The 25,572-nt window shown below is 38.8% G+C and carries 23 protein-coding genes; 17 read left to right on the top strand and 6 right to left on the bottom strand.

Annotated features, from left to right (window positions below; all coding sequences use genetic code 11):
• The first annotated feature begins 210 nt into the window (after window positions 1-210).
• From QK255_RS10585 to QK255_RS10570, 4 genes are all read left to right on the top strand, one after another.
• Window positions 211-1,872 (top strand): xylulokinase, encoded by a 1,662-nt coding sequence (locus tag QK255_RS10585; protein ID WP_002291460.1) that lies wholly within the window; start codon window positions 211-213, stop codon window positions 1,870-1,872.
• On the top strand, window positions 1,829-2,527 hold the full coding sequence (locus QK255_RS10580; protein WP_002291461.1) for an L-ribulose-5-phosphate 4-epimerase: 699 nt from the start codon (window positions 1,829-1,831) through the stop codon (window positions 2,525-2,527). Before QK255_RS10585 ends, QK255_RS10580 begins: the two co-directional genes overlap by 44 nt.
• A 15-nt stretch (window positions 2,528-2,542) precedes the next feature.
• A complete protein-coding gene (araA, locus tag QK255_RS10575; protein ID WP_002291462.1) occupies window positions 2,543-3,967 on the top strand; it encodes an L-arabinose isomerase in 1,425 nt (474 codons plus the stop codon).
• 307 nt (window positions 3,968-4,274) lie between these two features.
• Window positions 4,275-5,435 carry an NAD(P)-dependent oxidoreductase gene (locus tag QK255_RS10570; protein ID WP_002291463.1) on the top strand — a complete coding sequence of 387 codons (1,161 nt, stop codon included), beginning with the start codon at window positions 4,275-4,277 and terminating at the stop codon, window positions 5,433-5,435.
• Here QK255_RS10570 and QK255_RS10565 read toward each other — a convergent pair.
• Window positions 5,430-5,552, bottom strand: a complete 123-nt coding sequence (locus QK255_RS10565) for a hypothetical protein (protein WP_002291464.1) — start codon at window positions 5,550-5,552, stop codon at window positions 5,430-5,432. The genes QK255_RS10570 and QK255_RS10565 overlap by 6 nt on opposite strands.
• On the opposite strand from QK255_RS10565, the gene QK255_RS10560 reads away from it, so the two are divergent.
• Window positions 5,553-7,412 carry an LTA synthase family protein gene (locus QK255_RS10560; protein ID WP_002291465.1) on the top strand — a complete coding sequence of 620 codons (1,860 nt, stop codon included), beginning with the start codon at window positions 5,553-5,555 and terminating at the stop codon, window positions 7,410-7,412.
• Between the two features lie 109 nt (window positions 7,413-7,521).
• Window positions 7,522-7,956 (top strand): hypothetical protein, encoded by a 435-nt coding sequence (locus tag QK255_RS10555; protein WP_002291466.1) that lies wholly within the window; start codon window positions 7,522-7,524, stop codon window positions 7,954-7,956.
• 256 nt (window positions 7,957-8,212) lie between these two features.
• Here the strand turns inward: QK255_RS10555 and QK255_RS10550 are convergent, their stop codons facing one another.
• Entirely contained in the window at window positions 8,213-8,374 is a 162-nt protein-coding gene (locus QK255_RS10550) for a hypothetical protein (protein ID WP_002291467.1), read from the bottom strand.
• A gap of 18 nt (window positions 8,375-8,392) precedes the next feature.
• On the bottom strand, window positions 8,393-9,415 hold the full coding sequence (locus QK255_RS10545) for a lactonase family protein (RefSeq protein ID WP_002291468.1): 1,023 nt from the start codon (window positions 9,413-9,415) through the stop codon (window positions 8,393-8,395).
• A gap of 127 nt (window positions 9,416-9,542) precedes the next feature.
• Between QK255_RS10545 and QK255_RS10540 the strand changes: the two genes are divergently transcribed.
• On the top strand, window positions 9,543-9,896 hold the full coding sequence (locus QK255_RS10540; RefSeq protein ID WP_002291472.1) for a PTS glucitol/sorbitol transporter subunit IIA: 354 nt from the start codon (window positions 9,543-9,545) through the stop codon (window positions 9,894-9,896).
• 11 nt (window positions 9,897-9,907) lie between these two features.
• Window positions 9,908-11,074 (top strand): AI-2E family transporter, encoded by a 1,167-nt coding sequence (locus QK255_RS10535; RefSeq protein ID WP_002291475.1) that lies wholly within the window; start codon window positions 9,908-9,910, stop codon window positions 11,072-11,074.
• A gap of 88 nt (window positions 11,075-11,162) precedes the next feature.
• Here the strand turns inward: QK255_RS10535 and QK255_RS10530 are convergent, their stop codons facing one another.
• A complete protein-coding gene (locus tag QK255_RS10530) occupies window positions 11,163-11,783 on the bottom strand; it encodes an NAD(P)H-dependent oxidoreductase (protein ID WP_002291477.1) in 621 nt (206 codons plus the stop codon).
• 190 nt (window positions 11,784-11,973) lie between these two features.
• Window positions 11,974-12,270, bottom strand: a complete 297-nt coding sequence (locus tag QK255_RS10525; protein WP_002291478.1) for a rhodanese-like domain-containing protein — start codon at window positions 12,268-12,270, stop codon at window positions 11,974-11,976.
• 203 nt (window positions 12,271-12,473) lie between these two features.
• On the opposite strand from QK255_RS10525, the gene QK255_RS10520 reads away from it, so the two are divergent.
• The 9 genes from QK255_RS10520 (at window position 12,474) to QK255_RS10480 (ending at window position 24,335) form a co-directional block, all read left to right on the top strand.
• A complete protein-coding gene (locus QK255_RS10520; protein WP_002291481.1) occupies window positions 12,474-13,124 on the top strand; it encodes a TetR/AcrR family transcriptional regulator in 651 nt (216 codons plus the stop codon).
• Between the two features lie 15 nt (window positions 13,125-13,139).
• Window positions 13,140-14,867 (top strand): ABC transporter ATP-binding protein, encoded by a 1,728-nt coding sequence (locus tag QK255_RS10515; RefSeq protein WP_002291482.1) that lies wholly within the window; start codon window positions 13,140-13,142, stop codon window positions 14,865-14,867.
• Window positions 14,864-16,756, top strand: coding sequence for an ABC transporter ATP-binding protein (locus QK255_RS10510; RefSeq protein WP_002291484.1), 1,893 nt, complete (start codon window positions 14,864-14,866; stop codon window positions 16,754-16,756). Before QK255_RS10515 ends, QK255_RS10510 begins: the two co-directional genes overlap by 4 nt.
• A 204-nt stretch (window positions 16,757-16,960) precedes the next feature.
• Entirely contained in the window at window positions 16,961-17,830 is an 870-nt protein-coding gene (locus tag QK255_RS10505) for a VOC family protein (protein WP_002291486.1), read from the top strand.
• A gap of 208 nt (window positions 17,831-18,038) precedes the next feature.
• Complete coding sequence (locus QK255_RS10500) at window positions 18,039-19,064, top strand: serine hydrolase domain-containing protein (RefSeq protein ID WP_002291488.1); 1,026 nt, start codon at window positions 18,039-18,041, stop codon at window positions 19,062-19,064.
• 38 nt (window positions 19,065-19,102) lie between these two features.
• Window positions 19,103-20,053 carry a mannose-6-phosphate isomerase, class I gene (gene manA, locus QK255_RS10495; RefSeq protein WP_002291489.1) on the top strand — a complete coding sequence of 317 codons (951 nt, stop codon included), beginning with the start codon at window positions 19,103-19,105 and terminating at the stop codon, window positions 20,051-20,053.
• 92 nt (window positions 20,054-20,145) lie between these two features.
• Window positions 20,146-21,849: a PTS transporter subunit EIIC gene (locus QK255_RS10490; protein WP_283341543.1), complete on the top strand. Its 1,704-nt coding sequence runs from the start codon at window positions 20,146-20,148 to the stop codon at window positions 21,847-21,849.
• Between the two features lies 1 nt (window position 21,850).
• Window positions 21,851-23,884, top strand: coding sequence for a BglG family transcription antiterminator (locus tag QK255_RS10485; RefSeq protein WP_002291491.1), 2,034 nt, complete (start codon window positions 21,851-21,853; stop codon window positions 23,882-23,884).
• Window positions 23,885-23,894: 10 nt separating this feature from the next.
• On the top strand, window positions 23,895-24,335 hold the full coding sequence (locus QK255_RS10480) for a PTS mannitol transporter subunit IIA (protein ID WP_002291492.1): 441 nt from the start codon (window positions 23,895-23,897) through the stop codon (window positions 24,333-24,335).
• Window positions 24,336-24,444: 109 nt separating this feature from the next.
• On the opposite strand, the gene QK255_RS10475 is transcribed toward QK255_RS10480, so the two are convergent.
• Complete coding sequence (locus QK255_RS10475; RefSeq protein ID WP_002291493.1) at window positions 24,445-25,572, bottom strand: hypothetical protein; 1,128 nt, start codon at window positions 25,570-25,572, stop codon at window positions 24,445-24,447.

The raw sequence follows: 25,572 nt of genomic DNA, 5'->3' as shown, positions 1-25,572 counted from the left end.
TCTCCTTCTAGAATTTCGAGAAGGCGGTTGATCAGATTTTGTAAGCAATTTCATTCTATAACTTATGTACGTACAAAACAAGTGTTTTTTATTATATTCTTGAAAATAACCGCTTGACATGTACGTACAAAAGTATACAATAATCATTGTAAGCGCTACTAAAAAAGACGGTTTGATCAGGTTTGACGAGAAGGAGGGAGTTAGATCATTATGAAGGAAGTAAATGCGCAAAGTATGTTAGATGTCATAGATGGTCGTACATCTTTAGGAATTGAGTTTGGATCAACTAGGATCAAAGCTGTATTGATTGATTCATCTTTTACTCCTATTGCCGCTGGTAGTTATGAGTGGGAAAACAAACTAGAAAATGGTATCTGGACCTATTCATTAGAAGATATTTGGAAAGGACTGCGCGTCAGTTACCGAAAAATGGCAGCAGAAGTATTCGAAATCTATGGCGAGAATCTTACAACGATCGGGTCGATTGGGTTCAGTGCAATGATGCACGGTTATCTAGCATTTGATAGCAAGGAACAGTTACTAGTACCATTTCGTACTTGGCGAAATACAATCACTGAAGAAGCAGAACGAATATTAACGGAAAAATTTCAATACAATATTCCGCAGAGATGGAGTATCGCTCATTTGTATCAAGCTATCTTGAATAAAGAAGAACATGTGAGAGAAATTGATTTTTTGACAACGCTTGCAGGGTATGTTCATTGGCAGCTTACTGGTGAGAAAGTACTAGGCGTAGGAGATGCATCAGGCATGTTTCCTATCGATCCTTCAACGAAAACCTACCATCAAGAAATGAAAAATATTTTTGGTCAATTAATCGAAAAAGAGCGTATAGCGATTGATTTGGATCACATTTTGCCTAAAGTTCTAGTAGCAGGAGAAGAAGCTGGCAAGTTGAGCGAATCAGGGGCTTATCTGATCGACCCTACGGGAAACCTGAAGCCAGGAATCCCGATTTGTCCGCCAGAAGGAGATGCAGGAACCGGTATGGTCGCTACGAACAGTGTAGCCAAACGGACAGGGAACATTTCGGCTGGTACTTCCGCCTTCGCTATGATCGTATTAGAAAAAGAACTAGAAAATGTCCATCCGGAAATCGACATGGTCACTACACCTTCAGGAGAACTAGTAGGTATGGTTCATACGAATAACTGCTCTTCGGATATCAATGCTTGGGTCAATATTTTTGAAGAATTTACCAATTCTTTGGGTATGGAGATAAGCAGAGATAAATTATTCACGGTATTATTCAACAAAGCGCTAGAAGGCGATACGGATTGCGGGGGATTACTTTCTTATGGTTATTTTTCCGGTGAAAACATTACAGGAGTAAATGAAGGAAGGCCATTATTTGTACGTACACCAGGTAGCCGTTTTGATTTAGCGAATTTCATGCGGATCCATTTAGCCAGTGCTTTTGGCGCAATGAGAATCGGAATGGATATATTGAAATCTGAGGATGTCCAAATTGATCGTTTAGTGGGGCATGGGGGGATTTTTAAAACACCAGAAGTTGGCCAGCGGATTCTAGCATCTGCTATGGAGGCGCCAGTTACAGTGATGGACACAGCCGGAGAAGGTGGAGCGTGGGGGATCGCGTTATTAGCAGCCTATATGATGGATCGACATGGGAAATCTTTAGAAAACTTCTTGGCAGAAGACGTGTTTGGACAAGACCAAGGAATCACCATCACACCTTCAGCAGAAGAAATAGCAGGCTATCAGATATTTATGAGTCGTTACCGTGAGGGGATCGACATTGAAAAAACAGCGATTCATCAATTGCAAGAAAAAGGAGTGATAGAAAATGCTGGAACAACTGAAAGAAGAAGTGTATCAAGCAAATCTTGACTTGCCTAAACACGGACTTGTCAAATATACATGGGGAAATGTGAGCGCTTTTGATCCTGATACACAATATTTCGTTATCAAACCTAGCGGGGTCAGCTATGAAGAGATGACAGCAGACGACATGGTCGTTGTGGACTTGGACAATCATATCATTGAAGGCAAACTCAATCCCTCTTCGGATACGCCTACTCATGCTGTTTTATATCGTTCATTTCCTCAAATCGGAGGAATCGTCCATACTCACTCGACATGGGCGACGATCTGGGCACAAGCAGGATTGGATGTTCCTGCGATGGGGACGACGCATGCAGATACTTTTTATGGATCGGTACCTTGTGCTCGATTTTTGACACAACAGGAAATCGACAGCGGATACGAATATGAAACAGGAAAAGTTATCATAGAAACATTCAAAGAACGCAAAATTGATCCCTTAGCAATTCCAGGGGTACTTTTACACGGACACGGTCCATTTACTTGGGGGAAAGATGCGCAAAGTGCGGTAATGAACGCAGTCGTACTAGATGAAGTATGCAAGATGAATTTATTTACCAGACAGCTCAATTCATTTTCAGAAGAGCTGCCTCAACGGATTTTAGATAAACATTATTTACGAAAACACGGAAAAAATGCGTATTACGGACAAAACAAATAAAAGGAGTGGCTAATTATGTTGAATATTGGAGAAAAAGAATTTTGGTTTGTTGTAGGATCACAGCATTTATATGGGGAAGAAGCACTGCGAGAAGTAAAGAAACATGCACAAGAAATGGTCGATGAACTGAATGAAAATGGCCAATTGCCTTATCCTATCCGCCTTCAAGAATTAGCAGTTACTGCTGATACGATCACAAAAATCATGAAAGAGGTCAATTATCGAGAAGAAGTAGCAGGTGTGATCACTTGGATGCATACTTTCTCACCAGCAAAAATGTGGATCCGTGGGACAAAGCTTCTACAAAAACCATTGCTTCATTTAGCTACGCAATATAACGAAAGCATTCCTTGGAAAACGATCGATATGGATTTCATGAATTTAAATCAATCCGCTCATGGCGACCGCGAATATGGGTTCATCAATGCTCGATTAAATAAACAAAATAAAATCGTCGTTGGCTACTGGAAACGACCTGAGATCCAAAAAGAGATTGCTGATTGGATGGATGTTGCAGTAGCCTATAATGAAAGTTTTGGAATAAAAGTGGCTCGTTTTGGTGACAACATGAGAAACGTGGGTGTCACAGAAGGAGACAAAGTGGAAGCACAGATTCAATTTGGTTGGACTGTTGATTATTTTGGTATCGGAGATCTTGTACAAGTAATCGATCGCGTGTCAGACGAAGAAGTCGAACAATTATTTGAAGAGTACAAGGAATTGTATACCTTCGACTATGGTGATTATGAAGAAAAGACATGGGAAGAACATGTAAAAGTACAAGCTCAGCAGGAAATCGGTATTCGCCGTTTCTTAGAAGAAGGAGGCTATAACGCTTTTACGACTAATTTTGAAGACCTTTATGGAATGAAACAACTGCCTGGACTAGCTGTACAACGTTTGATGGCAGAAGGATACGGTTTTGCTGGGGAAGGCGACTGGAAAACTGCAGCGATTGATCGGTTGCTGAAAATCATGGCTCGAGGAAAAGATACAGGATTCATGGAAGATTATACTTACGAGCTAGCTAGTGGCCAAGAAGCAATCTTGGAATCCCATATGATGGAAGTAGATCCGACGCTTGCTGCGACGAAACCAAGAATCGTTGTTTCTCCTTTATCAATGGGAGATAGAGAAGATCCGGCGCGTCTTGTATTTGATGGGAAAGCAGGAGAAGGGGTAGTCGTATCAATGGCAGATTTCGGTACGCATTATAAACTGCTGATCAATGAAGTAGAAGCCTTTGAACCAACGACTGAAGCACCTAATTTGCCTGTTGCACGTGTGTTATGGAAAACTAAACCGAATTTCCATGAAGGTGTCCATTCATGGATTCAGGCAGGTGGCGGTCATCATACCGTTGTCTCGCTAAATCTAACAACAGATCAAATTGAAACATGGGCAAAATTAGTTGAGTTGGAAACAGTTGTTATTAGATAAAAAGAGGTTGTGAAAAAGCCACTTAGTTTTAAGAAATAAGTAGAGATTGACGAAATTTGCTTTTCAACTATTTTTGAAATTTTGGCTTATCATCAATGTCAGCTAACTGAACACCATTTATCAAGAAATCTCACCCACAATATTTTGCTCTCAAAAATAAGGCTTATGGCAGTAACTTGTCATGGCCTTATTTTTATCACTAAGCCTACTCTGCTCTAACTGCTATTTTTGCTTCTAGGAAGTCAAATGGTAAACAGTTGTCTAATTGCAAAAATTTCGAGATACTTGTTAGTAAGGAGGGGGTTTTATGTATCACGTTCATTTGATTGATGCTATTCCAGAACAAGAGATAGAAAAGTTACAAGGGGAATATTTCAAAATAATAGATGATTTGCCAGCCGAAGGAATAGTCATTCGTAGTACGAAAGTGAAAGACGAATGGCTTACACCAGATTTGCTAGCAATTTCAAGAGCTGGTGTTGGGGTGAACACGATCAACGTTGAAAAAGCTTCTGAAAACGGAACGATCGTCATGAATACACCAGGTGTAAATGCTAATGCAGTAAAAGAGCTTGTTTTGTGCTGTTTGCTCTTATCTTCCCGTCCGATAATCGAAGCAAGTCGTATGGTACAAACACTAACAGGTCCTAATATTTTAGAACAGGCAGAAAACAAAAGAAGTGCTTATGTGGGACGAGAGTTGCAAGGCAAAACCATTGGCCTTCTTGGTCTTGGCGCGGTAGGTACAAAAGTAGCGCTAAGTTGCTATGGCTTAGGGATGGATGTCTTGGGTTATTCTATCCGCGATGCCCAGTTGGATTATGTTCGGCAAGCAGATTTAGAAACAGTTCTTTCTGCCTCGGATTACATCGTAGTCATGCTGCCATTGACAGAAGATACAAAAGGATTGATCGATCAGGTGAATATAGAAAAAATGAAAAAAGATGCTGTACTTATCAATGTAGGAAGAAGTGAAATCGTTGATAAATATGCTGTTATGCAAGCATTGGAAAAACAACATCTGGCCAAATACGTGACTGATTTCCCAGAAGAAGAGTTCTTAGAAAATGACCGTATACTTATGTTGCCTCATCTAGGGGGATCGACTCAGGAAGCTTTGGCAGACAGCGGACGTTTGGCAGTTGAAGCCTTAAAAGATTATCTTTTGTTCGGTACGGTTAGAGAAGCGGTCAATTATCCATCCGCACGAATGTTTTTCCAAGCGCCGTTTCGATTCACTATATTTTATCAAAAGAAAACCAATATATTAGCAGAGATATTTTCTCTGCTGAATGAGAACGAGCTAGCGATCGCAGATATATCGCGTAACCATAAGAATGAGCATGTCTACATATTGATTGACATAGACAGTACTGATTTTGAACAGCTCAATCAAGTGAAACAACAGCTAGAAAAAATTTCTGGAGTACGAAAAGTCCGCTTATTAAAGAAACCAGAAAGGTCATAAAGCAAGAGAATATTTGGATTTCATTAATTCTTCTTTCCGTTCTTTACTTTCGAATTTCGTACAACTAAAATAAGAGAAACAACATTCTTTTGTTGATAGAAATGAAGGAGCAAGCATTTGAAAAGATATATAAGCAGACTTTCAACCAAACAGAAAAAGATTTTAAAAGGAACAGCAACGATCATCAGTATCTTTTTTCTTGTTGTTTTTAGTAATTTGTTTTTGCAATGGTGTCAAAATGATCTATCCGTAGACCTTGCGTTGAAATTTGCTTTTTCTTGGCATACGGAAAAATTCTTCTTAGCCTGTCTCGTCTTGCTGATCATTCTTATTTTTCTGATTGCACTAGCAGGATCTGTCCCTTTAGGTTCCCTTACGTATGTCGTAACCATCGGTGTGTTAGGTTTTGCAAATTATATGAAAATGAGTTATCGGCAAGAACCGATTTATCCAGACGATTTGAAGATGATCACTGAAATCGGATTGCTGAAAGATATGACCGGCACTATGCTGTTTACAGTGATCTTAGCTGCCGCAGGAACAGTGCTAGGATTGTTTTGCTGGTACATGTTTCGAAGCCTGAAAAAAGGAAGGCGATTCCAATTGATCCGATTAACGACACTGCTTGTGGCAATTGGACTACTAGGATATATCAGTAATTTCAACAATCCCGATAATTTGTTGCGAAAAGCATATAATAAAACGGCACTATGGATACCTTACAGTCAGAAAATGAACTACTATAACACTGGTTTTATCGGTGGGTTTTTGTACAATCTGAAGGTAGAACCAATGGATGAACCTGAAGGATATTCGAAAGCAAAGATCAAAGAAATCACTGAAAAATACCAGAAGCTAGCAGATGAAAAAAATAAAGCTGTAGAGGAAGAGTCGCCGAACATCGTGTTCGTGATGAGTGAAAGTTTCTCAGATCCTAGTCGATTAAACGGCGTAGAAGTATCTGGTGAGCCATTGGCAGATTATTATGAAGTAGCTGATCAAACATATAGTGGCAATATGCTTTCTCAAAACTATGGCGGTGGAACAGCAAATATCGAATTCGAAGCATTGACTGGTTTTTCTATGGCGTTATTTAATGCGCAACTCACCACCCCTTACACGATGCTTGTACCAAAAATGGATCAGCTTCCTTCTATCGTTTCAGCGTTAAACGCACAATCATACCAGACGACAGCGATCCATCCATACAATACTTCGATGTATAAAAGAGAGGATGTTTATCAGACATTAGGATTTGACCAGTTCATCAGCGAGCGTACGATGACCTATACGGATACGATAGAGAATAATCCATATATTTCTGATGAGTCAGCTTACAAAGAAGTAATGACACTTCTCAAGGAAGAAAAAGCACCTCAGTTCATTCATTTAGTCACGATGCAGACACATATGCCTTACAATGGAAAGTATGATAGACTGGGCTATTCTGCAGAAATTTCAGATGGAAGTGGGACGCTTGACTTAGAGAATTATCTGCAAGATATTTCCTATAGCAGCGCGGCACTGAAGCAGTTCACGGAAGAATTGAAGAATCTTTCTAGAAGGACTCTAGTTGTTTTTTGGGGGGATCATCTGCCAGGAATCTATTCAGATACCATCCAAGCCAAAAATGATAAACAAACATTACATGAAACACAATTCTTGATGTTCGACAGTAAAGGGAAATTAGAAAAGCAAACGACTCAAGATGCAATCACCAGTCCTTTTTATTTTGCAGCGAATCTAATGGAACAGACGAATCAGACAACGAATGGTTTTTATCAGCTGCTTTTATCATTAGAACAAGAACTTCCGGCGTTTGAACGAGAACTGTACTATCAAAACGGACAGTGGTATAAAGAAGCGCAATTCAATCGCTCGCAACAAGAGATTTACGACGAATATCAATTGATTCAATATGACATTGTCGCAGGGAAACAATATAGTTTAGCAGATGGTTTCTTTGAGCACGAATAAAAATGGCGAGCTGTATAGAAACCATTAAATTTTTTCAAGTACTTGTCATTTGAGGATAAAAACAAGTAGAATAAATAATAACAATAATGGAGAAAGTAGGAAAACAAACATGTTACCGAATATTGGCTATTATGTGCAGTCCATCGATCAAATCGTCAAGGAAACCGAAGCAATCGGAGAAGGAATGCATCCGAAATATGAAGTGATCAGAAACGCAATCGATGAAGGAAAAACAAGTGAACTGGACAGATCGATCCTTGAAGAGACCGTACAGTTATTTGAAGAAGGAACAAAAAAATATCGGGCAATGCTTAAGAAAGTCAGTACATTGCGCCCACCAGCAAAAGCAATGGGCATTCATAAAAATTTTGAAAAAGCTTATCTTTCATATGTAGCAGGCTGTGAAGAAATGATTCAAAGTATTGATCTTGAGTCAGGAGTAGATAAAGATTTATTCAATACATCTGAAGCAAAACAAGACCAAGCGACTGACCAATTGACAGCTGCCATCCAAAAAATGACTAATTTGTTATTGAAAAAATAAAAGAAAAATTTGATGATAATAAAAACTAGAGTTATCTAATATAAATGTAATATTGTCTTTATGATAGAGTGAACAAAATCCTTTATGATAAGAACATACCTATAACCAACAACCTTGTACTTACTCAAAATTGAGTAAATACTCCTTTTCCGCAGAGTCTAACCAACTCGGCGGTTTTTTTATTTATAGAAAAGGACATCAGAACAGATGAAAAAGTCTTGCGCTGATGTCCTTTTCAGATAGTATGGAAGGTTGATTAGTTTTCTACATTCCGTACATATTGTTCAAAGTAGTTCTGTAAATCGGCTTTGAGTTTCTGATATTCCTCTTCGCTATACTCTTTATCTTCGGTTTTTCCATCAAAGAAAGGAATATTCAGTTCTTCCCGCAGCCTGTCTAATACGTCTTGCTGATTCATTTTATTCTCCTTTTCTTGCTAACGATCAAAATAAACACAGACACATTCTGGTGCATAGACATCTTTTTGCAATAATTCCAGTAATCCTGTTTCAGGATGACGGCGGTATAATGTCAGATTATCGGTATTCTGATTAGCACATACGACAAAATCATTGCTTGGATCTAGTGCGAAATCGCGAGGAAAATCGCCTTCTGTTGAGATGATTTGTTTATTTTGGATGTAAGAACCATCTTCGGAAACTGCGAATACGGCAATCGAGTTGTGTCCCCGATTAGAAGCGTAAAGGAACTTGCCATCATTGGAAATGCGAATAGCAGCCCCTCCATTTTCACCGTCGAATTCTTCTGGCAAGGTCGATATTTTCTGTAATTCTTCAAAATCACCTGTTTCTTTATCATAAGAAAGCACTCGGACTGTGCTGTCTAATTCACCAAATAAATAGGCGAATTGTCCATTCGGATGAAAGACGAGATGGCGAGGGCCTGTTCCTGGCTCTGCAGTGAAGGTAGTTACAAGATTCAATTTGCCGTTTTCGGACACATCATAAGTATACACACGATCTGTACCAAGATCACATACGACTAATCGTTGGTCAGGAGTCAGATCCGTATAATGGACATGCGCATGATCTTGGTTTTTATGAGGGCCTGTCGCTTCTTGATGGAATACTGAATCCGCTGCTTTCAGCTCGCCATCTCCTAATATGTGATAGACATTTACTTCGCCTTTATGGTAGTTGGCCCCATAGAGCAATTGCCGTGTTTCATCAACCGCTACATAACATAAAGGAGCCCCAGACTCTGTTACCGCATTCAAAAAATGAAAATCCTTATCGTACGCACCGGCACCACCTAATCCGTCTACACTGGTAACCGTGTAAAGATTGCCAGCTTTGCTTTTTGCTAGGTAGGTAGGGCTGTTCTCTTCAACAGCCAATGAAAGACTGGATAATTCTTCTTTTTCTGTATCAAGATCGATCGTATAGATTCCTTTGCTTTCGCGACGCGTATAGGTTCCTAAAATTATCTTTTCGATCATATGAGCTGATTCCTCCTAATGGTAATGAAATAGTTTTCGTTTTTATTCTATCACATAATTATTCCCCACGGCTAAAGAATGAGAATGTGTTATACTGTTTTTGAAAGCAAGTAAAGGAGAGAGTGCGATGATTCAGGCAACGATTACAGAAATTGGAACAGAAGCAATAAACAAGGAAGAACCGATGCTGATTTTGTTCGATAAAACAGCAACAGCTGCCTTGCGAAAATATTCGGTGATTCAAGAGGTGTCGAAAGATGAACCTTTTTCTTTGAAAGCAGGCGGAACGATTACTTTTGATGATCAGTCGTATACGATCGATTATGTCGGTCCGATGGCCAATGGAAATTTAGAGACGGTAGCTCACGTATCATTGATTTTTGATACCTGTCCAGAAGAAGGACAAATTGCAAACGGAATCTATCTCCATCCGCATGAACTGCCTGCTATTGGTTTGGGAAGCCAAATTATTTATAACTAACGGGAGGACTTATGGAAGGGAAAAATAAGAAGAACAGACCGGTGTCTTGGTTTTGGCGCTGGTTTTTAAATAATCAAGTGGTCACAGCTTTACTTGTTGTATTGTTAATATTGCTGATCGTCTTTTTATTTACAAAAGTTTCTTATTTGTTTGCACCGATCTGGCAATTTTTAGCAATCGTAGGACTACCTATCATTCTAGCAGGCATCTTGTATTACTTGATGAATCCAGTAGTTGATTACTTTGAGAAGCGAAAAGTACCAAGGCTCTATAGTATCATTGGGCTGTTTGTTTTGGTCGTTGCATTAATCGTATGGGGAAGCGTAGTGATCATACCTAAGATCCAGGAACAAACAGTCAGCTTTATCAGTAACTTTCCTCAATACGTTGATACGATCGATAATAAATTGACCGAGATCTTGAGAGACCCGCTGTTCAACCAATTTCGAGAACAGTTGGAAACAGCAGGTGATAAGTTCATGAATTCAGCAGGTGATATGATCCAAGACATATCTAAGAGTACAGTTCAGAGTCTTGGGAGTTTTGTTGGTGCGGTAGCGACTATTTTAGTAGCTTTGCTGACGATGCCGTTTATCTTATTTTATTTATTGAAAGATGGTAAGCGATTAGCCCCTTATTTCGTCAAGTTTTTACCAACACGCATGCAAAAACCGACGTTGAATGTGCTGAGTGAAATGAATAGTCAAGTTTCCTCATATATAAGAGGGCAATTAACTGTGGCTTTTGCTGTGGCAATCATGTTTATGATTGGTTTTGCAATCATTGGTTTAGAATATGCTGTCACGTTGGGAATCATTGCAGGGTTCTTGAATCTGATCCCATACTTAGGCTCATTTTTAGCAATGATTCCAGCCATCTTTTTAGCTATTGTGGCAGGTCCATTCATGATCATCAAGGTACTGATCGTTTTTGCAGTAGAACAGACAATAGAAGGACGCTTGATCTCTCCGTTAGTATTGGGAAATCAGTTAGCAATTCATCCAGTAACGATCTTATTAGTGCTGCTGACGTCAGGGAAATTGTTCGGGATCGTTGGTGTGATCTTGGGGATTCCTGTTTATGCAGCAGCTAAAGTAGTGATCACTCATGTTTTTGAATGGTATACAACGATTTCTTCTCTTTATGAAGAAAATCCGTTGAAAAAGCAGAAAGAATAACAAAAAGAGACAGAGGAAAATATCCAAAGCACAAATGTTACTTTGAAGATTTTTCCCTCTGTCTCTTTTATATACATTTACCTCAATTTTAAAATGATTTACCTAAAGCAGTAGCTTTATCTAATGCATTTTGCATCAACTCATCTGCACGGTCAGGGTCATAATCGATTCCTTCGATGAATAGCTGTTCTACTTGATCGATGCCTACAAAGTTCAAAATACCTTTTACATATTGAGAGGCAAAGTCTTGTCCGTTGTATACACCGCCATTAGATTGGATGTGCAGTGCTTTTTTACCTGTCACTAATCCTTCTGGCCCGTTTTCTGTATAGCGGAACGTTTTTCCAGCTACATTGACAGTATCGAACCAAGCTTTTAATTTTGTTGGGATATTTAGATTCCATAAGGCGTTTGCGATAACGATTTTATCAGCAGCAAGGAACTGCTCAGTCAATTCATTGAAACGAGCGATTTTTTGTTGTTGACTTTCTGATAAGGAAGTGAATTCTGCACCAGCACGTAATGCCTCCCAACCTGATAATAATTCTTCATCGATTTCTGGAATATCATCGCGATAAAGTTCCAAAACAGTCACTTCATCATCTGGATGATTTTCTTTATAACTTGTTAAAAAAGACGTCAATGCCTTAACTGTACGTGATTCTTCTGCAGTTAGGGGATGACCTTTGACTACTAAAACAGATGCCATATGCTTACCTTCTCCTTTTTTTGCTATGATTGTTATAACTATGACTAACAAAATCAGTTTACTCGAAAAAGAAAAGGCTATCAAGTCATATTGATAAGGTTGAAAAATAAATAACTAAAAAAAGACAGGATATAAAAGAAGCTGTGACACGATTTTTGTCACAGCCCCCTTTGAATCTAACAAGCAATGTTCAAGCAACGCTTGACTGAAGAGCTTCCATCCCACCAATGATATAAACAGCACGAAATCCGCTAGCAGTAAGTTGATCGGCTAATGCTTCTGATCGTCTGCCTGTGTAGCTTAGAATATAATAAAGTTTTTTTGGATCTAGATTTTTTAATTGTCTTGGCAAGATAGCAGCGGGGATAGAAAGCGAGTGGCTTAAGTGTTTTTTTGTGTAATCTAAAGTATTTCTTGTATCTAAAACGATGCTGTCAGCATCGAGAGGCAATTTATTGAAGTCTTGGACACTAATTGATTGGGCCATTTATCTCATCCTTTGTTTAGTATGTGGCTATTTTAATGGGCAGCTCTCATTAATTCAAATGGAAGGATTCCTCTTATCATTTTTTTTATGTATCGGATAATAATGAAAAAAACTATGCAAATGTCTTGCAAAACAGGTGGGAGGTGTTATAATGACATAGCGTCATATGACAATGTGTCATCTTAGAAGAAAGGAGGAACCATATGCCGACACAGACATTTTTCCATTTGCCGAAAGAAAAACAAAAAAGGTTAATTGAAGCGGCGAGAATCGAGTTTTCTAGAGTACCTTTGAAAGAAGCCTCGATTGCTAATATCGTCAAATTAGCGGATATCCCTAGAGGCAGTTTCTATCAGTATTTTGAAGATAAAGAGGATCTTTATTTTTATTACTTTGAGACAATGAGACGTGACAGCTCTAAAGATATGTTGCAACTAATAAAAGAATCCGATGGTGATCTATTCAAAGGATTCGAATCCTATTTTTCTAAAATGATTTATGAGATTTTGGAAGGTGAGAATGCTTCTTTTTATCGTAACTTGTTTATGAACATGGATTACCGTGCCTCAAGAAAAGTCGCTCCTCATACGAGTCGCCAAAAAACGCCTCATGATCCACATAAAGAACACAAACAAGATGCAAAAGAGTTGCTTGAATTGATTGATCGGACGAAGTTGAAAGTAAAAAATGATCATGAATTGGAGTTACTGATCCAATTAGTCATGAATACTGTATTTACAACAATTGCGCATTCGTATCGCTTATTTTCAACATCCGAAGATTACTCAGCAGAGCAAGCAATCAGTGAATTCAATTTGAAACTTTCTTGGCTGAAAAACGGAGTATATAAATAGAAAGAAGGGAACTAGATGCTAAAAATCGTAAAACGGATCTCCTTGACTTCAGCAATTGCAGCTGCAGTTTTCATGGTGATCCAAGTACTGGCAGATTTATATTTGCCGACACTTACCTCCAATATCATTGATAAAGGGGTAGCGCAAGGAGATGTCGATTATATTTGGCATACAGGTTTTGTGATGATCGGTTTTTCTTTGATCAGTATCTTAGCCGCTATTGCAAATACATTTTTTGCTACTCGAGAATCACAGAAACTGGGTAAGCAATTGCGTACGGATGTCTATAAAAAATCAGAGAGCCTGACAAAAGATGCGTTTGACAAATACGGAACGGCCTCTTTGATCACAAGAACAACCAATGATGTGACTCAAATCCAAATGGTCACACAAATGTTTTTACGTATGATGATCAATGCACCAATCACGTTGATTGGCGCGAGTATACTTGCTTATCAAAAAGATCATCAGTTGACAAAAATCTTCTTAGTCGTCATCCCAGTAATGATTATTTTGATTGGCGGAATCATGTATTTTGCTGTTCCATTATTCAAAAGCATGCAAAAGAAAACTGACCGTTTGAACCTGGTATTTCGAGAAGGGTTGACAGGTGTCAGAGTCATCCGCGCATTCGATAAGACGCGCTTTGAAGAAAATCGTTTTGATTTAGTGAATAAAGACTATACAAATACGGCAATCAAAGTGAATACGATCGTCGCATTGATGATGCCGATGATGACATTGATCATGAGCGGTACAAACGTAGCAATCACTTGGTTTGGTGGACACTACATAGCAGATATGACCTTAGAAGTCGGTAATCTGATTGCATTTATGACTTATGCGATGCAGATCTTGATCAGCTTTATGATGCTTTCCGCTATTTTCATCATGGTACCTCGTGCACAAGCTTCAGCTGACCGTATCAATGAGGTGTTGGATGAAAAAATCGGTATCCATGACCCTGAAAATCCTAAAACCGTTTCTTTTGCTGGAAAAGAAGCAACATTGGCCTTCAATCATGTCAATTATCGATATCATGGAGCAGAAAAACTTGCATTGGAAGATATTGATTTTCAAGCTAAGTCGGGCGAGATTGTCGCAATCATAGGAGGAACTGGTTCAGGTAAAACGACCTTAGTCAATTTGATCCCCCGATTATATGACATCGAATCTGGTTCGATCCAAATAAACGGAACGGACGTCAGTGAAATGACTCAATATAATTTGCGGGAGCTAATGGGCTTTGTTCCTCAAAAAGCAGTTCTTTTCTCTGGAACGATCCGAGACAATATGCAGTATGGTAAGCCGGATGCAACAGATGAAATGATTTGGGAAGCATTAGAAATCGCACAAGCTAAAGATTTTGTTTCAGAGATGGAAGATGGCTTAGACAGCCATGTGGAACAAGGAGGAGGAAACTTCTCCGGCGGACAAAGACAGCGTCTAGCAATTGCACGGGCATTAGTCAAAACAGCAGACATTTATGTGTTTGATGATTCCTTCTCAGCATTGGATTTCAAAACGGATGCCAATCTTCGCCAAGCGTTGAAAACGAATATGAAAGAAAGTATCACGGTTTTAGTTGCTCAACGAGTAAGTACAGTAATGGATGCAGATATGATCCTTGTACTAGATGAAGGAAAACTAGTTGGCAAAGGAACACATGAAGAACTATTGGCAACAAATGAAACTTATCAAGAAATCGTTCATTCACAACTAAGAGAGGAGGACTTAGCATGAGTAAAACAAACACACGTCCCTCTCACGGACCAGCAGGCGGTCCAGGACACGGCGGACCTGGCAGGAATCTCGGTGTAAAAGGGGAAAAGCCTAAAAATTTCTGGGGAACAGTACGCCGATTGTTTGGCTATATGTCTAAACGTATGGTTGCAATCATCGCTGTATTTGTACTAGCAATAGCAGCCGTGATTTTCCAAATCCAAACACCAAAAGTTTTGGGGAAAGCAACTACAGAAATATTCAAAGGTGTAATGGCTGGCGCGCAACAGATGCAACAAGGGCAACAAGTAACAAAATTTCCGATAGATTTTGATAAAATTGCGCAAATCATTGCAACAGTAATCGTGATGTATTTGATCTCAGCTGTATTCAACTTTTTACAGCAGTTTATTATGACACGTGTTTCACAGCGGACAGTTTATGAGTTGCGTCATGACTTGGAAGCCAAAATGAATCGTGTACCGATTTCCTATTATGATACACATACAAATGGCGATATCATGTCTCGAGCAATCAATGATATGGATAACATCGCAAGCACGCTGCAACAAAATTTGACTCAATTTGTAACTAGTGCAGTCACATTGATCGGGGTCATCGTGATGATGCTTTCAATCAGCTGGCAATTAACGTTAGTCGCGTTATTGATGATTCCTTTAAGCTTGATCATCGTTATGGTCGTTGCGCCAAAATCACAAGTGTTTTTCGCAGATCAGCAAAAAAGTTTAGGTTTATTGAATAACCAAGTAGAAGAAACATATGGTGGTCATACGATTGTTAAAACATTCAATCATACTGAAAAAGATCAGGAAGTATTTGAAAAAGAAAATCAGAATCTGTATGCCGCTGGTTGGAAAGCTCAATTTATTTCGGCAATCATCATGCCGTTGATGAATTTCGTTAAAAATCTAGGCTATGTGTTCGTCGCTGTACTAGGCGGAGTAAAAGTTGCAAATGGGAACATGACATTAGGGGATGTTCAAGCATTCTTACAATATACGACACAGTTCTCTCAACCAATCACTCAACTTGCAAGTTTGATGAACACTATCCAATCAACAGTTGCTTCAGCCGAACGGGTATTTGAAGTGTTGGATGAAGAAGAGATGTCCAATGAAAAATCTGGCCTTCCAGAAGAAAAAGATACACCATACAAAGTTCGTTTTGAAAATGTTCAATTCGGCTACACACCAGATAACTTGCTAATGACTGATTTCAACTTGGATGTCAAACCTGGTGAGATGGTCGCTATTGTAGGGCCAACCGGTGCAGGAAAGACGACACTGATCAACCTTCTTGAACGGTTTTACGATGTTTCTGGAGGCAGTATTCGTTACGATGGTGTAGATACCCGTGACCTTTCACGTGATGAATTGCGCGCACAGTTTTCAATGGTACTGCAAGATACTTGGCTGTTTACAGGAAGTATCTATGACAATATCAAATATGGGAACGACGATGCAACAGATGAACAAGTCATTGAAGCTGCTAAAGCCGCTCACGTAGATGATTTTGTTCGTAAATTGCCAGAAGGATATAACACTGTATTAAACGAGGATGCAAGCAATATTTCGCAAGGGCAGCGTCAGCTGATCACTATTGCGCGAGCATTCTTAGCAAATCCGGATGTCCTGATCCTTGATGAAGCAACATCTAGTGTAGATACACGAACAGAAATACTGATTCAAAAAGCGATGAATCGCCTATTGGAAAACCGAACAAGTTTTGTTGTCGCTCACCGCTTGTCTACAATACGCGATGCAGACAACATTATTGTGATGAATCATGGTTCGATCGTAGAAACTGGAAACCACGATACATTGATGGAAAAAGACGGATTCTATGCAGATCTTTATAACAGTCAGTTTTCTGAAGAAGAAGCTTCATAGAAACGTACAAATTTATTATTTTTCTTTACCGCATGAAGCACATTTCAAGAAAATGAGTTTCATGTGGTTTTTTACTCATTTATTTATAAAAAACAAGTAAAATGCGAAGTTTCTCACACTTTTTTTAACAAAATCAAAGTTATTGCTTGAAAGAAGAAGAATCCATCGTTAAAATAAAGCTTGACGTAGAGGGGAGCAAGAAATATGAGAGATTTTCAATTGGGGGCTGCCACCTATTTAAAAAGTGTAGCCATTCGGGTGAAAGACCGAGATAAAATGATTGATTTTTACAAGAACGTTGTTGGCTTTGATTTGAAAAGAGAAGAAAACGAATTAGCCATTTTAGGAACAGAAGAAGCTGGAAGTGAAATGTTGCTGCTGGAAGAAAGTCCTAGAGCGAATGATCACATGGGGGAGATCAAAAAGCTGAACCGTTTCTCATTGATTATCCCTAGCACAGAAGAAATGGCAGATATTCTTTGCCGTATTCGTAAAATGAATTATCCAATCAAAGAAGCTTTAGAAGATCATGGTCGTATGGGGATTTTACTCGTAGACCCAGAAGAGAATGAATTAGAAATTTACCATGAAGAGAATAAGAGTGACCAAAGAGAAGTTCCAGAGACGATGGATCAAGAAGCGTTGTTAAGAAAATCTGAAGAAAAATTCAGTAAACTATCAGCAGGATCTTTTTTTGAGAAAATCCATTTAAATGTTACTGATTTAGCAAAAGAACGCCAATTTCTTAATCGTGTCCTTGGTTTGAAGGTACATAATGAAGAAGAGGGCATCCATGTATTGAATGAAGGAGACTTCCATGTTGGATTGACAGAAGCAAGTGGTGGTGCCATCGATTTGCCTACAGATGAAGTGATTGGCCTTGATTTTCTGAAATTCATGATTGATACTGAAAGCATGGAAGGACTGATTGCTCACTTGCAGCAATTATCAGTCAATTTCTTCTTGGACAAAAAGCATACAGTACTCACAATCTATGATGCCATAGGAATCGAATGGTGGTTCGTCAGTGAGCCAAAAGAAAAGAATAAAACTGACATTCGATGCGACGCTTAACTTTTTCTTTCTTAACGATTGTCGCATGTCTCGTCATTTTATGAACGGTCATACTATTACTTGTTCTAGAGATAGAAAGAGCAAACGGTATACCGAATGAAACTGCGTGGTTTTCCGCGCAGTTTTTTTTGTGTAAAAAGGTTGATTCCTCATAGATTAAGCTTTAAGCTTGGACTGTAAGAATTTGACAGAAAAGCAGGAGAAGAAGATGTACCCACAAACGAAACAGCTTATTTTGAAAAAAATGGAAGAAGGATTTTATCCAGGTGTAGCAGCCGCCTTCATCAAAGAAAATCAAGTAGAATCATTTACAGCTGGCTTTGCCCAAGTCGTTCCTGAAAAACAGCCGATGACAGAAGATCTGTTGTTTGATGCAGCATCACTGACGAAAGTCGTTGCAACCACTTCATTAGTTTTGCGTCTATTAGAAGATGGAAAAATAGAACTCGATCAACCACTGCATAAATATCTTTCTGAATTTGAAAATCAGACAATCACTTTGCGTCATTTACTGACACATACTTCTGATATCAAAACATGGATACCAAACAGAGATGAGCTATCTCAGGAAGAATTGATTGCCGCTTATTTGAAGCTAGAACCAGGTGAGCAACTAGGAAAAGAAGTGAAATATACAGATGCCGGAACGATTCTTCTTGGATTGATGCTGGAAAAAATTTACCAAGAAACTGCAGTGGAAATCTTTCAAGAACAAGTATTGGAACCATTAGGAATGATGAACAGCTTATTTCTTCCTTTTCCTTCCAAAAAAATCGTTCCCACAGAACAACTGCCTTCGGGTGAGGTTTTGTGTGGACAAACTCATGATCCGAAAGCAAGAGTTTTAGCTGAACATGCAGGAAATGCTGGGCTCTTTATCGATTTGAACGACAGCATTACTTTTGTCCAAATGTATTTGAACAAGGGAAAAATCAGTAATGGTCGGTTTTTAGAAGAAGAAACGATTGATTCTTTGCTACAAGATCAAACTCCAGAAAGAAATGGCTATCGTTCTCTAGGGTGGGATCTAAAAAAAGATGTAGGAGACGGTCATGCGATTCTTTTTCATACTGGTTATACAGGTACGTTTTTCTTGATTGATATAAAAACACAAGAAGCGTTGATATTTCTGTCCAATCGCGTACATCCTGTCGATCATCGTGCGGAGTATCTCATATGTCGAGATGAAATTGTTGAAAATTTTTTGAAAGAGAAAGCGGTATTACAGAAATAATGCTATAATAGCTATGAAAAATGAGAGGAGTTTGAATTATGCAGGAACCTATGTTTTTAAAACCAGTTTTTCAAGAAAAAATTTGGGGAGGAAGCCGTTTACGTTCAGTCTTCGGTTTTGATATCCCTAACGATAAAATCGGAGAAGATTGGGCGATCAGCGCGCATCCTCATGGTGTCAGTGTAGTAGAAAATGGCGAATTCAAAGGGAAAAGATTAGATGAACTATGGTCAGAACACAAGGAATTGTTTGGCCATCCTTCAGAACCAGTGTTTCCATTGTTGATCAAGATCTTAGATGCAGAAGATGATCTATCTGTACAAGTACATCCAGATGATGCCTATGGGATGAAACATGAAGGTGAATTAGGAAAAACTGAATGCTGGTATATCATCGATGCTGAACCTGGTGCAGAAATTATCTACGGTCATCATGCAAAGACAAGAGAAGAACTAGCTGAGATGATCAAAGAGGGGCGCTGGGATGACCTTTTGAAGAAAGTACCAGTTAAAAAAGGTGATTTCTTTTATGTACCAAGCGGAACGATCCATGCTATTGGTAAAGGGATCATGATTTTAGAAACACAACAAAGCTCCGATACGACTTATCGCGTGTATGACTATGACAGAAAAGATGCGCAAGGACAAACAAGAGAGCTGCATATCCAACAATCGATTGATGTAACAACTGTCCCTGCCAAAACACCAGAATTACAAATCAAAGAAGTCCGAAAAGGGAATTCATCGATCGTCACTTATTTAGAAACTGAGTTTTTCAATGTATATGAGTGGGATATTAAAGGAATCACATCTTTCAAAAAACAAGCCCCTTATACGTTGATGACAGTGATTGAAGGAGCAGGAGACCTTGTTGTTGACGGAAAAACATATCCATTAGAAAAAGGAACAAGCTGTATCATTCCAAGTGGCGTTTCTGAGTGGACGGTCCAAGGTGAACTAGCAATCATTGCGTCTGAACCAGGCAAATAGTTCCCAGATAGCTGAAAGCGGCAGACGGTTTTCGTTTGCTGCTTTTTCTACATAAAATCCGTCTATCAATAAATAGAAGTATGGTGAAAAAGATGGAATACAAATGGAAAGCAAACGGCAGCAGTCGAGTGTTTACGAAACAACTGAGAAAAGCCGGACACCACTTGAATGAGATGATCATGCCCAACCTAAGTCTGTTTATTGCTTGGGGAATCTTATCATTAGTAATAAAAGGTGTGTCTGGCGATTTGCACGCCACGTTGGAAGAGGTATGCCACTGGATGATTCAACTGCTTTTACCAATCTTGATCAGCTATTCAGGCGGAAAATCGGTAGGGGGACAAAAAGGGGCAGTCGCGGGCGCAATCGCTTCTTTAGGGTTGATTGCTCGTTCCGATGCCCCGCAAATCGTAGGAGCGATGATTATAGGGCCGCTTGCCGGCATCTTGTATGAACAATTTGTTTCTAGATTTCATGAGAAATTCAAAGCTGGGTATGAAATGCTTGTCAGCAACTTACTAGTAGGGCTGATTGGTAGTATTATTTGTATAATTGGAATCGTTTTTATTGAGCCAGCTTTAAATAGTTTCCACCTGTTGCTTGTCTCCGTCGTGTCTTGGCTAGTCAAAATGAATCTGTTGCCGCTTGTCAGTTTGATCCTAGAACCTCTAAAAGTATTATTTTTTAATAATGCAATCAACCATGGTGTGTTGACACCTTTAGGAATCGAATTCTCACAAGCAGTCGGACACTCTTACCTGTTTTTGATGGAGGCAAATCCGGGACCTGGTTTAGGGATCTTACTTGCTATCCTTTGTTTTGCAAAAAAACAGGAAAAAGTAAACGCAAGTGGAGCGTTGATGATCCATGCGATTGGTGGGATTCACGAAATTTATTTTCCGTTTGTCTTGTTGCGTCCATCTCTGTTTTTAGCTGTAATGGTTGGTGGAGCAAGCGGCACGTTGATATTCCAATGGTTAGATGCGGGATTAGCTACTCCTGTATCGCCCGGGTCACTACTCGTGATTTTTGCCAATACGCCTTATCCGCAACTAGCTGGGGTAAGTATAGGGATAGCAATCAGTACATTTGTAACCTTCATTTGTGCAACGCTGCTATTGAAATTACCGAAAAAAGAAAAAGGAGACAACACGGTCAAAGAAAGGGGAGAAATCTTGGAACTATCTACCATTCATTCTGTCGTTTTTGCGTGTGACTCAGGCATGGGATCAAGCGCTATGGGAGCCGCCTTGCTGAAGAAAAAATTAGCAGCGGAAAAAATTGATCTCGCTGTTGGATACAGCTCTGTCTATGAATTGAACAATCAAGTAAATCAGCTTGTTATCGTCCAACATGAATTAGCGGATCTTGCAAGAGAAAAAGTACCTCAAAGTCAAATTTTCGTACTGGATCACTTTTTGGAAACAGATATCTTGCTGTCACGAATAAAAGAAGCGATCCACGAACCAAATTGGAAAGAAAAAAAAGAGAGAGTAGAAGTAGTAGAACAGAAAAAATCGCCCGTCAACGTTGTGTTTTTGTATAAAAATAATAGACGTGGTTCACAAACCATGGGCATGGCGATTTTAAGTCAATTAGCAAAAAAAGAGAAAAAACAGTTTGTTATCTTAAAGAAACCAATCGAACAGCTCAAAATCCAAGAAGAAACGATTTATATCGCACAAAGAGAACTAGCTGTAAATGAACAGCTAAAAGAAACGATCCCTCAGCTAGTCCTAGTGGAACATTGGGTAGCTACGAATGAATACGAAAAACTCGTGAAGGGAGAAAAATAAGATGTACTTATCGCCCAGAGAAAAACAATTATTAGCAGAATTTCTCAGCAGTCCCTCACCTGTGACTATCCAAAAAATGATGAATTTATTGAAAGTCAGCAAGCGGACCGTTTACCGCGAATTAGATAATCTTGAAGTCTCATTGAAATCGGTAAATGCTTCTTTGAAAAAAGTAGCAAGAGGTTCGTTTGTCATTGAGGCATCGGAAGAAGTAATGGAGCAATTAAAAGAAAATACAGATGGGAAAAGCGAGGATTTGCCTACTGCTAAACGACAGCACGCAATTTTAGCCGAGCTGTTACTAACGACAGAACCGTTGAGTCTTGCCCATTTTATGGAATTATACCGCATCAGTAATACTACTTTTTATGCAGATATCAAACAGTTGGAAGAAAGTACCCGCCAACTGCCTTTGGAAATCATTCGGAACCAAGGATATGAGATCGTAGGACCGGAAAAATACCGTCGGCTTCTAACAGCGAATGTATTAGAATTAGAAATCAATGAATATGAACTTTTTCATAGTATTTCTTTTGATTCATCGCTGAATTACTTTTTTCGATTCGTTGATCCGCAACATCTGTCTCTTGCACGCCAAGTAGTCGGGGAAGAATTGATCCAAAAAAAGACCAATCTAAGTGATAGAAAACTTGAACATTTGGTTTTGATGCTGACATTGACGATGGATCGTGTAACGAAAAATCATTTACTGACAAATGAGACGTATAATGGTCTGGCAAACAAAGAATTGCTTCAGACCGCTAAACGATTATTCTCACGGATTGCTTCTGAGACAAAACAACTTTACCCAGTAAATGAGATCGTCTTTTTTGCAGGATTATTAAATGACTTCACGAACTCATTTGATCAGAATTTCTTTGAAGAAACGTTCGATACACAGCTTGCTTATTTAGTAAAACAACTGATTCAAGAAGTAAGTGAAGAGACGAATGTCCATTTTTATGAAGATGAAACCTTGTACAAAATGCTTTTGACCCATTTGTCTGGTGTGTTTTCAAGAGCCGTTTTACAAGAAGAGACACTGACTAATCCGATTTTAGAAAAAATCATGGTTCAATATGAAGAAATTGCCAATGCAATCCGCCAAGCAGTAGAGCGGATTTTTCAAGAAAAGAAATTATCAGAAGAAGAGATCGCATATATGGTCCTTCATTTTGCAAATTCATTGGAAAAAAGTCCGAAAGAAAGCAATATCAGTATTGCAGGATTTTCACCAAGCGGCTTAGCTTCTACTAGCATGTTGGAACTGCGTTTGAAACGGTATTTTCCTTTCATTCAACAGATTCATTTCTATCGGATCGCTGATTTGAAAAAAATTGATTTACAAGAAGAATATGATATTGTTATTTCTACATCTATTCTACCAGGATATGATGGAACATATATTTTAGTCTCCCCGCTACTGCTAGAAGAGGAAGTCAAGCAGCTAAAAGAAGCTTTTTCGCATATTGAGAAGAAAAAAAGGCAAAAAAATACGTATAACAGCAATAACGAGTGGATGCTAGAAGATACTTATGAGGAAACGATGCATTTCATGGAGCAAATCAATCAATTACTTGATCGTTTCTTTATTCAAGAACTAGATAATCCTAATACGGTCTCTGAAACGATTCGCAGTTTATTTCCTTATTTTCCTGAAGGACTAGTAACGGATGAAGAGGTGGTTCATCGCCGACTGCTTAAGCGATATGAACAAGCACCTATCGGAATTCCTCATACAAATATGGGGTTATTCCATACATCCAGCTCATTGGTTTCTAAACCGATCTTTTGTATTTTCAATTTGAAACAACCGTTGACAATTGACGGGATGGATAGACAGCCAGTCGATTTGTCCCGTATGTTAGTTATGCTGGCGCCTTCGCCAATCCAAGAAAAAGACGGGATTCTTTTAGGAAAGATCAGTGGAGCAATCATCATGAACGATTTGAACACCGAGATCTTCCGTTCAGGAAATAGAGAAATCGTTTATCAATTGTTAGCGAAAATCCTGATTGAAGAAATAAAGAAATGAGGGTGAAAAGATGATCCAGCTACCAGCAGAAAAAATATTGCTCGATCAATCCTATCAAAATTGGAAAGAAGCGTTGACCGAGATCGGCCAGTGGATGACCCAACAAGGGGGAATCAAAGCGGCATATATCCAATCAATGATCGAAAGACAAGAAAAATCGAGTGTCTATATCGGGAATTTCGTAGCCTTGCCACATGGGACTGACAAAGATGAAGAAGTAATAGAAGAAGGGATCTATTTAGTCCAAGTGCCTGATGGTGTGGACTTTGGAACAAAAGAGGAACCAAAAATCGCTACACTCTTATTTGTAGTGGCTTTAAAAAGAGAACATCAGTTAGCTGTGCTCCAAGATTTAGCCTTTTTCTGTTCAGACATCGACCAAGTAATGGCACTCAGTGATGCGGAAACCATTGAAGAAGTCCAAATGATTTTTGAACATGGAGATATATAACCAATGTTCTCAGTAAAAAAGCTGCCTTGCATCAAGTAATAACTTCAACCAAGTGAAAAATAGGAGACGGTGACAAGATTTTTGTCACCGCTCCTATTATTTTTGTGTTTTAATAGCTCTTTTTTATATAGATAGCGCCCATACCTATGAATAATAGAACGATACTCCATGTACCAAGTGTCAAGATACCATTCATGAAAGTAACCTGTTCTGAAGCTAGTGGCGAGAACATATCTCCTCCTACGATCACATTTTGAAAATCAACATAAGAAGTTGGCAAGTAATGACTGATTGATTCTATCCATTCAATCGAAGAAAACAAGCGATACTCTGCTAAGAAAAGACAAAGAAGTGTACCTAAAAGATTGACTAGAGAATGTTCAAATAAAGCAGATAGAAGAAAACTGATTGTACTTAAAAAGAGTACCCACAACAACAGGAACAGAAAACTCTGGAAAAGATACGCATACATCGGAAGGATTCGTATCTCCTGACCAATGATCGTTCCTACAGGATAACGGAAGTCGCCCAAACCATTTTTGATTACTACTAGTATAGAGACGAACAAAAATGGAATCACGAGACTTAGCATAGCTGCACCATAATAAACGGTGAAACGGATGCTATGTTTCTTTACCATACTATCCGGTAATAGATTGACTAGAGAGATTACCTGCTTTCTTTTTTCATAAGAGATGATCGAGGAAAGAAACAAGGCGGTTATACATAAAATCAAAAAACTAGAAATTATTCCTGAAAAAATATTTTCGTAGTAATTCGCTAAAGGGAGATGCGCTGGCAAGTCAAAAATAGAATATCTTTGGATCTGATGTTCTTTCATATAACGGAGCAACTCGACACGTTTTTGTTGTTCAATGATTGGAATTCCTTGTCTTTGACCAGAAATCAGTCGATCCAGTATATCTTTTTCATAATGATAAGTTGCTTCGACCATTTCCTGGACGTTCCCTGTGTTTTTTGCATGTAAGATTGCTTCGATCAGTTTGTTGCTTTTCTCTAAACTTTCCACAAATTCTTTCTCATTCTCATCTTCTTTCAACGTTTCAATCAAAGTTTGCGTCTCTTCATAGTTATGATTCAGTTCATCGAATTCTGTATAAGCAAGTTCATAATCAAAAAAAAGTGGGAATGCAAAGAGCACGATCAACAATAGAGGAAATAAAAAGTTTACTTTGTTTTTTAGTAAGAGATTGCGTTCAAATGTAAATAAAGTCAT

The sequence above is a fragment of the Enterococcus sp. ZQ21 genome, assembly GCF_030053755.1.
GTDB lineage: Bacteria > Bacillota > Bacilli > Lactobacillales > Enterococcaceae > Enterococcus_B > Enterococcus_B lactis.
The sequence above is the reverse complement of the archived record's forward strand: the minus strand, read 5'-3'. Positions and strand labels throughout refer to the sequence as shown.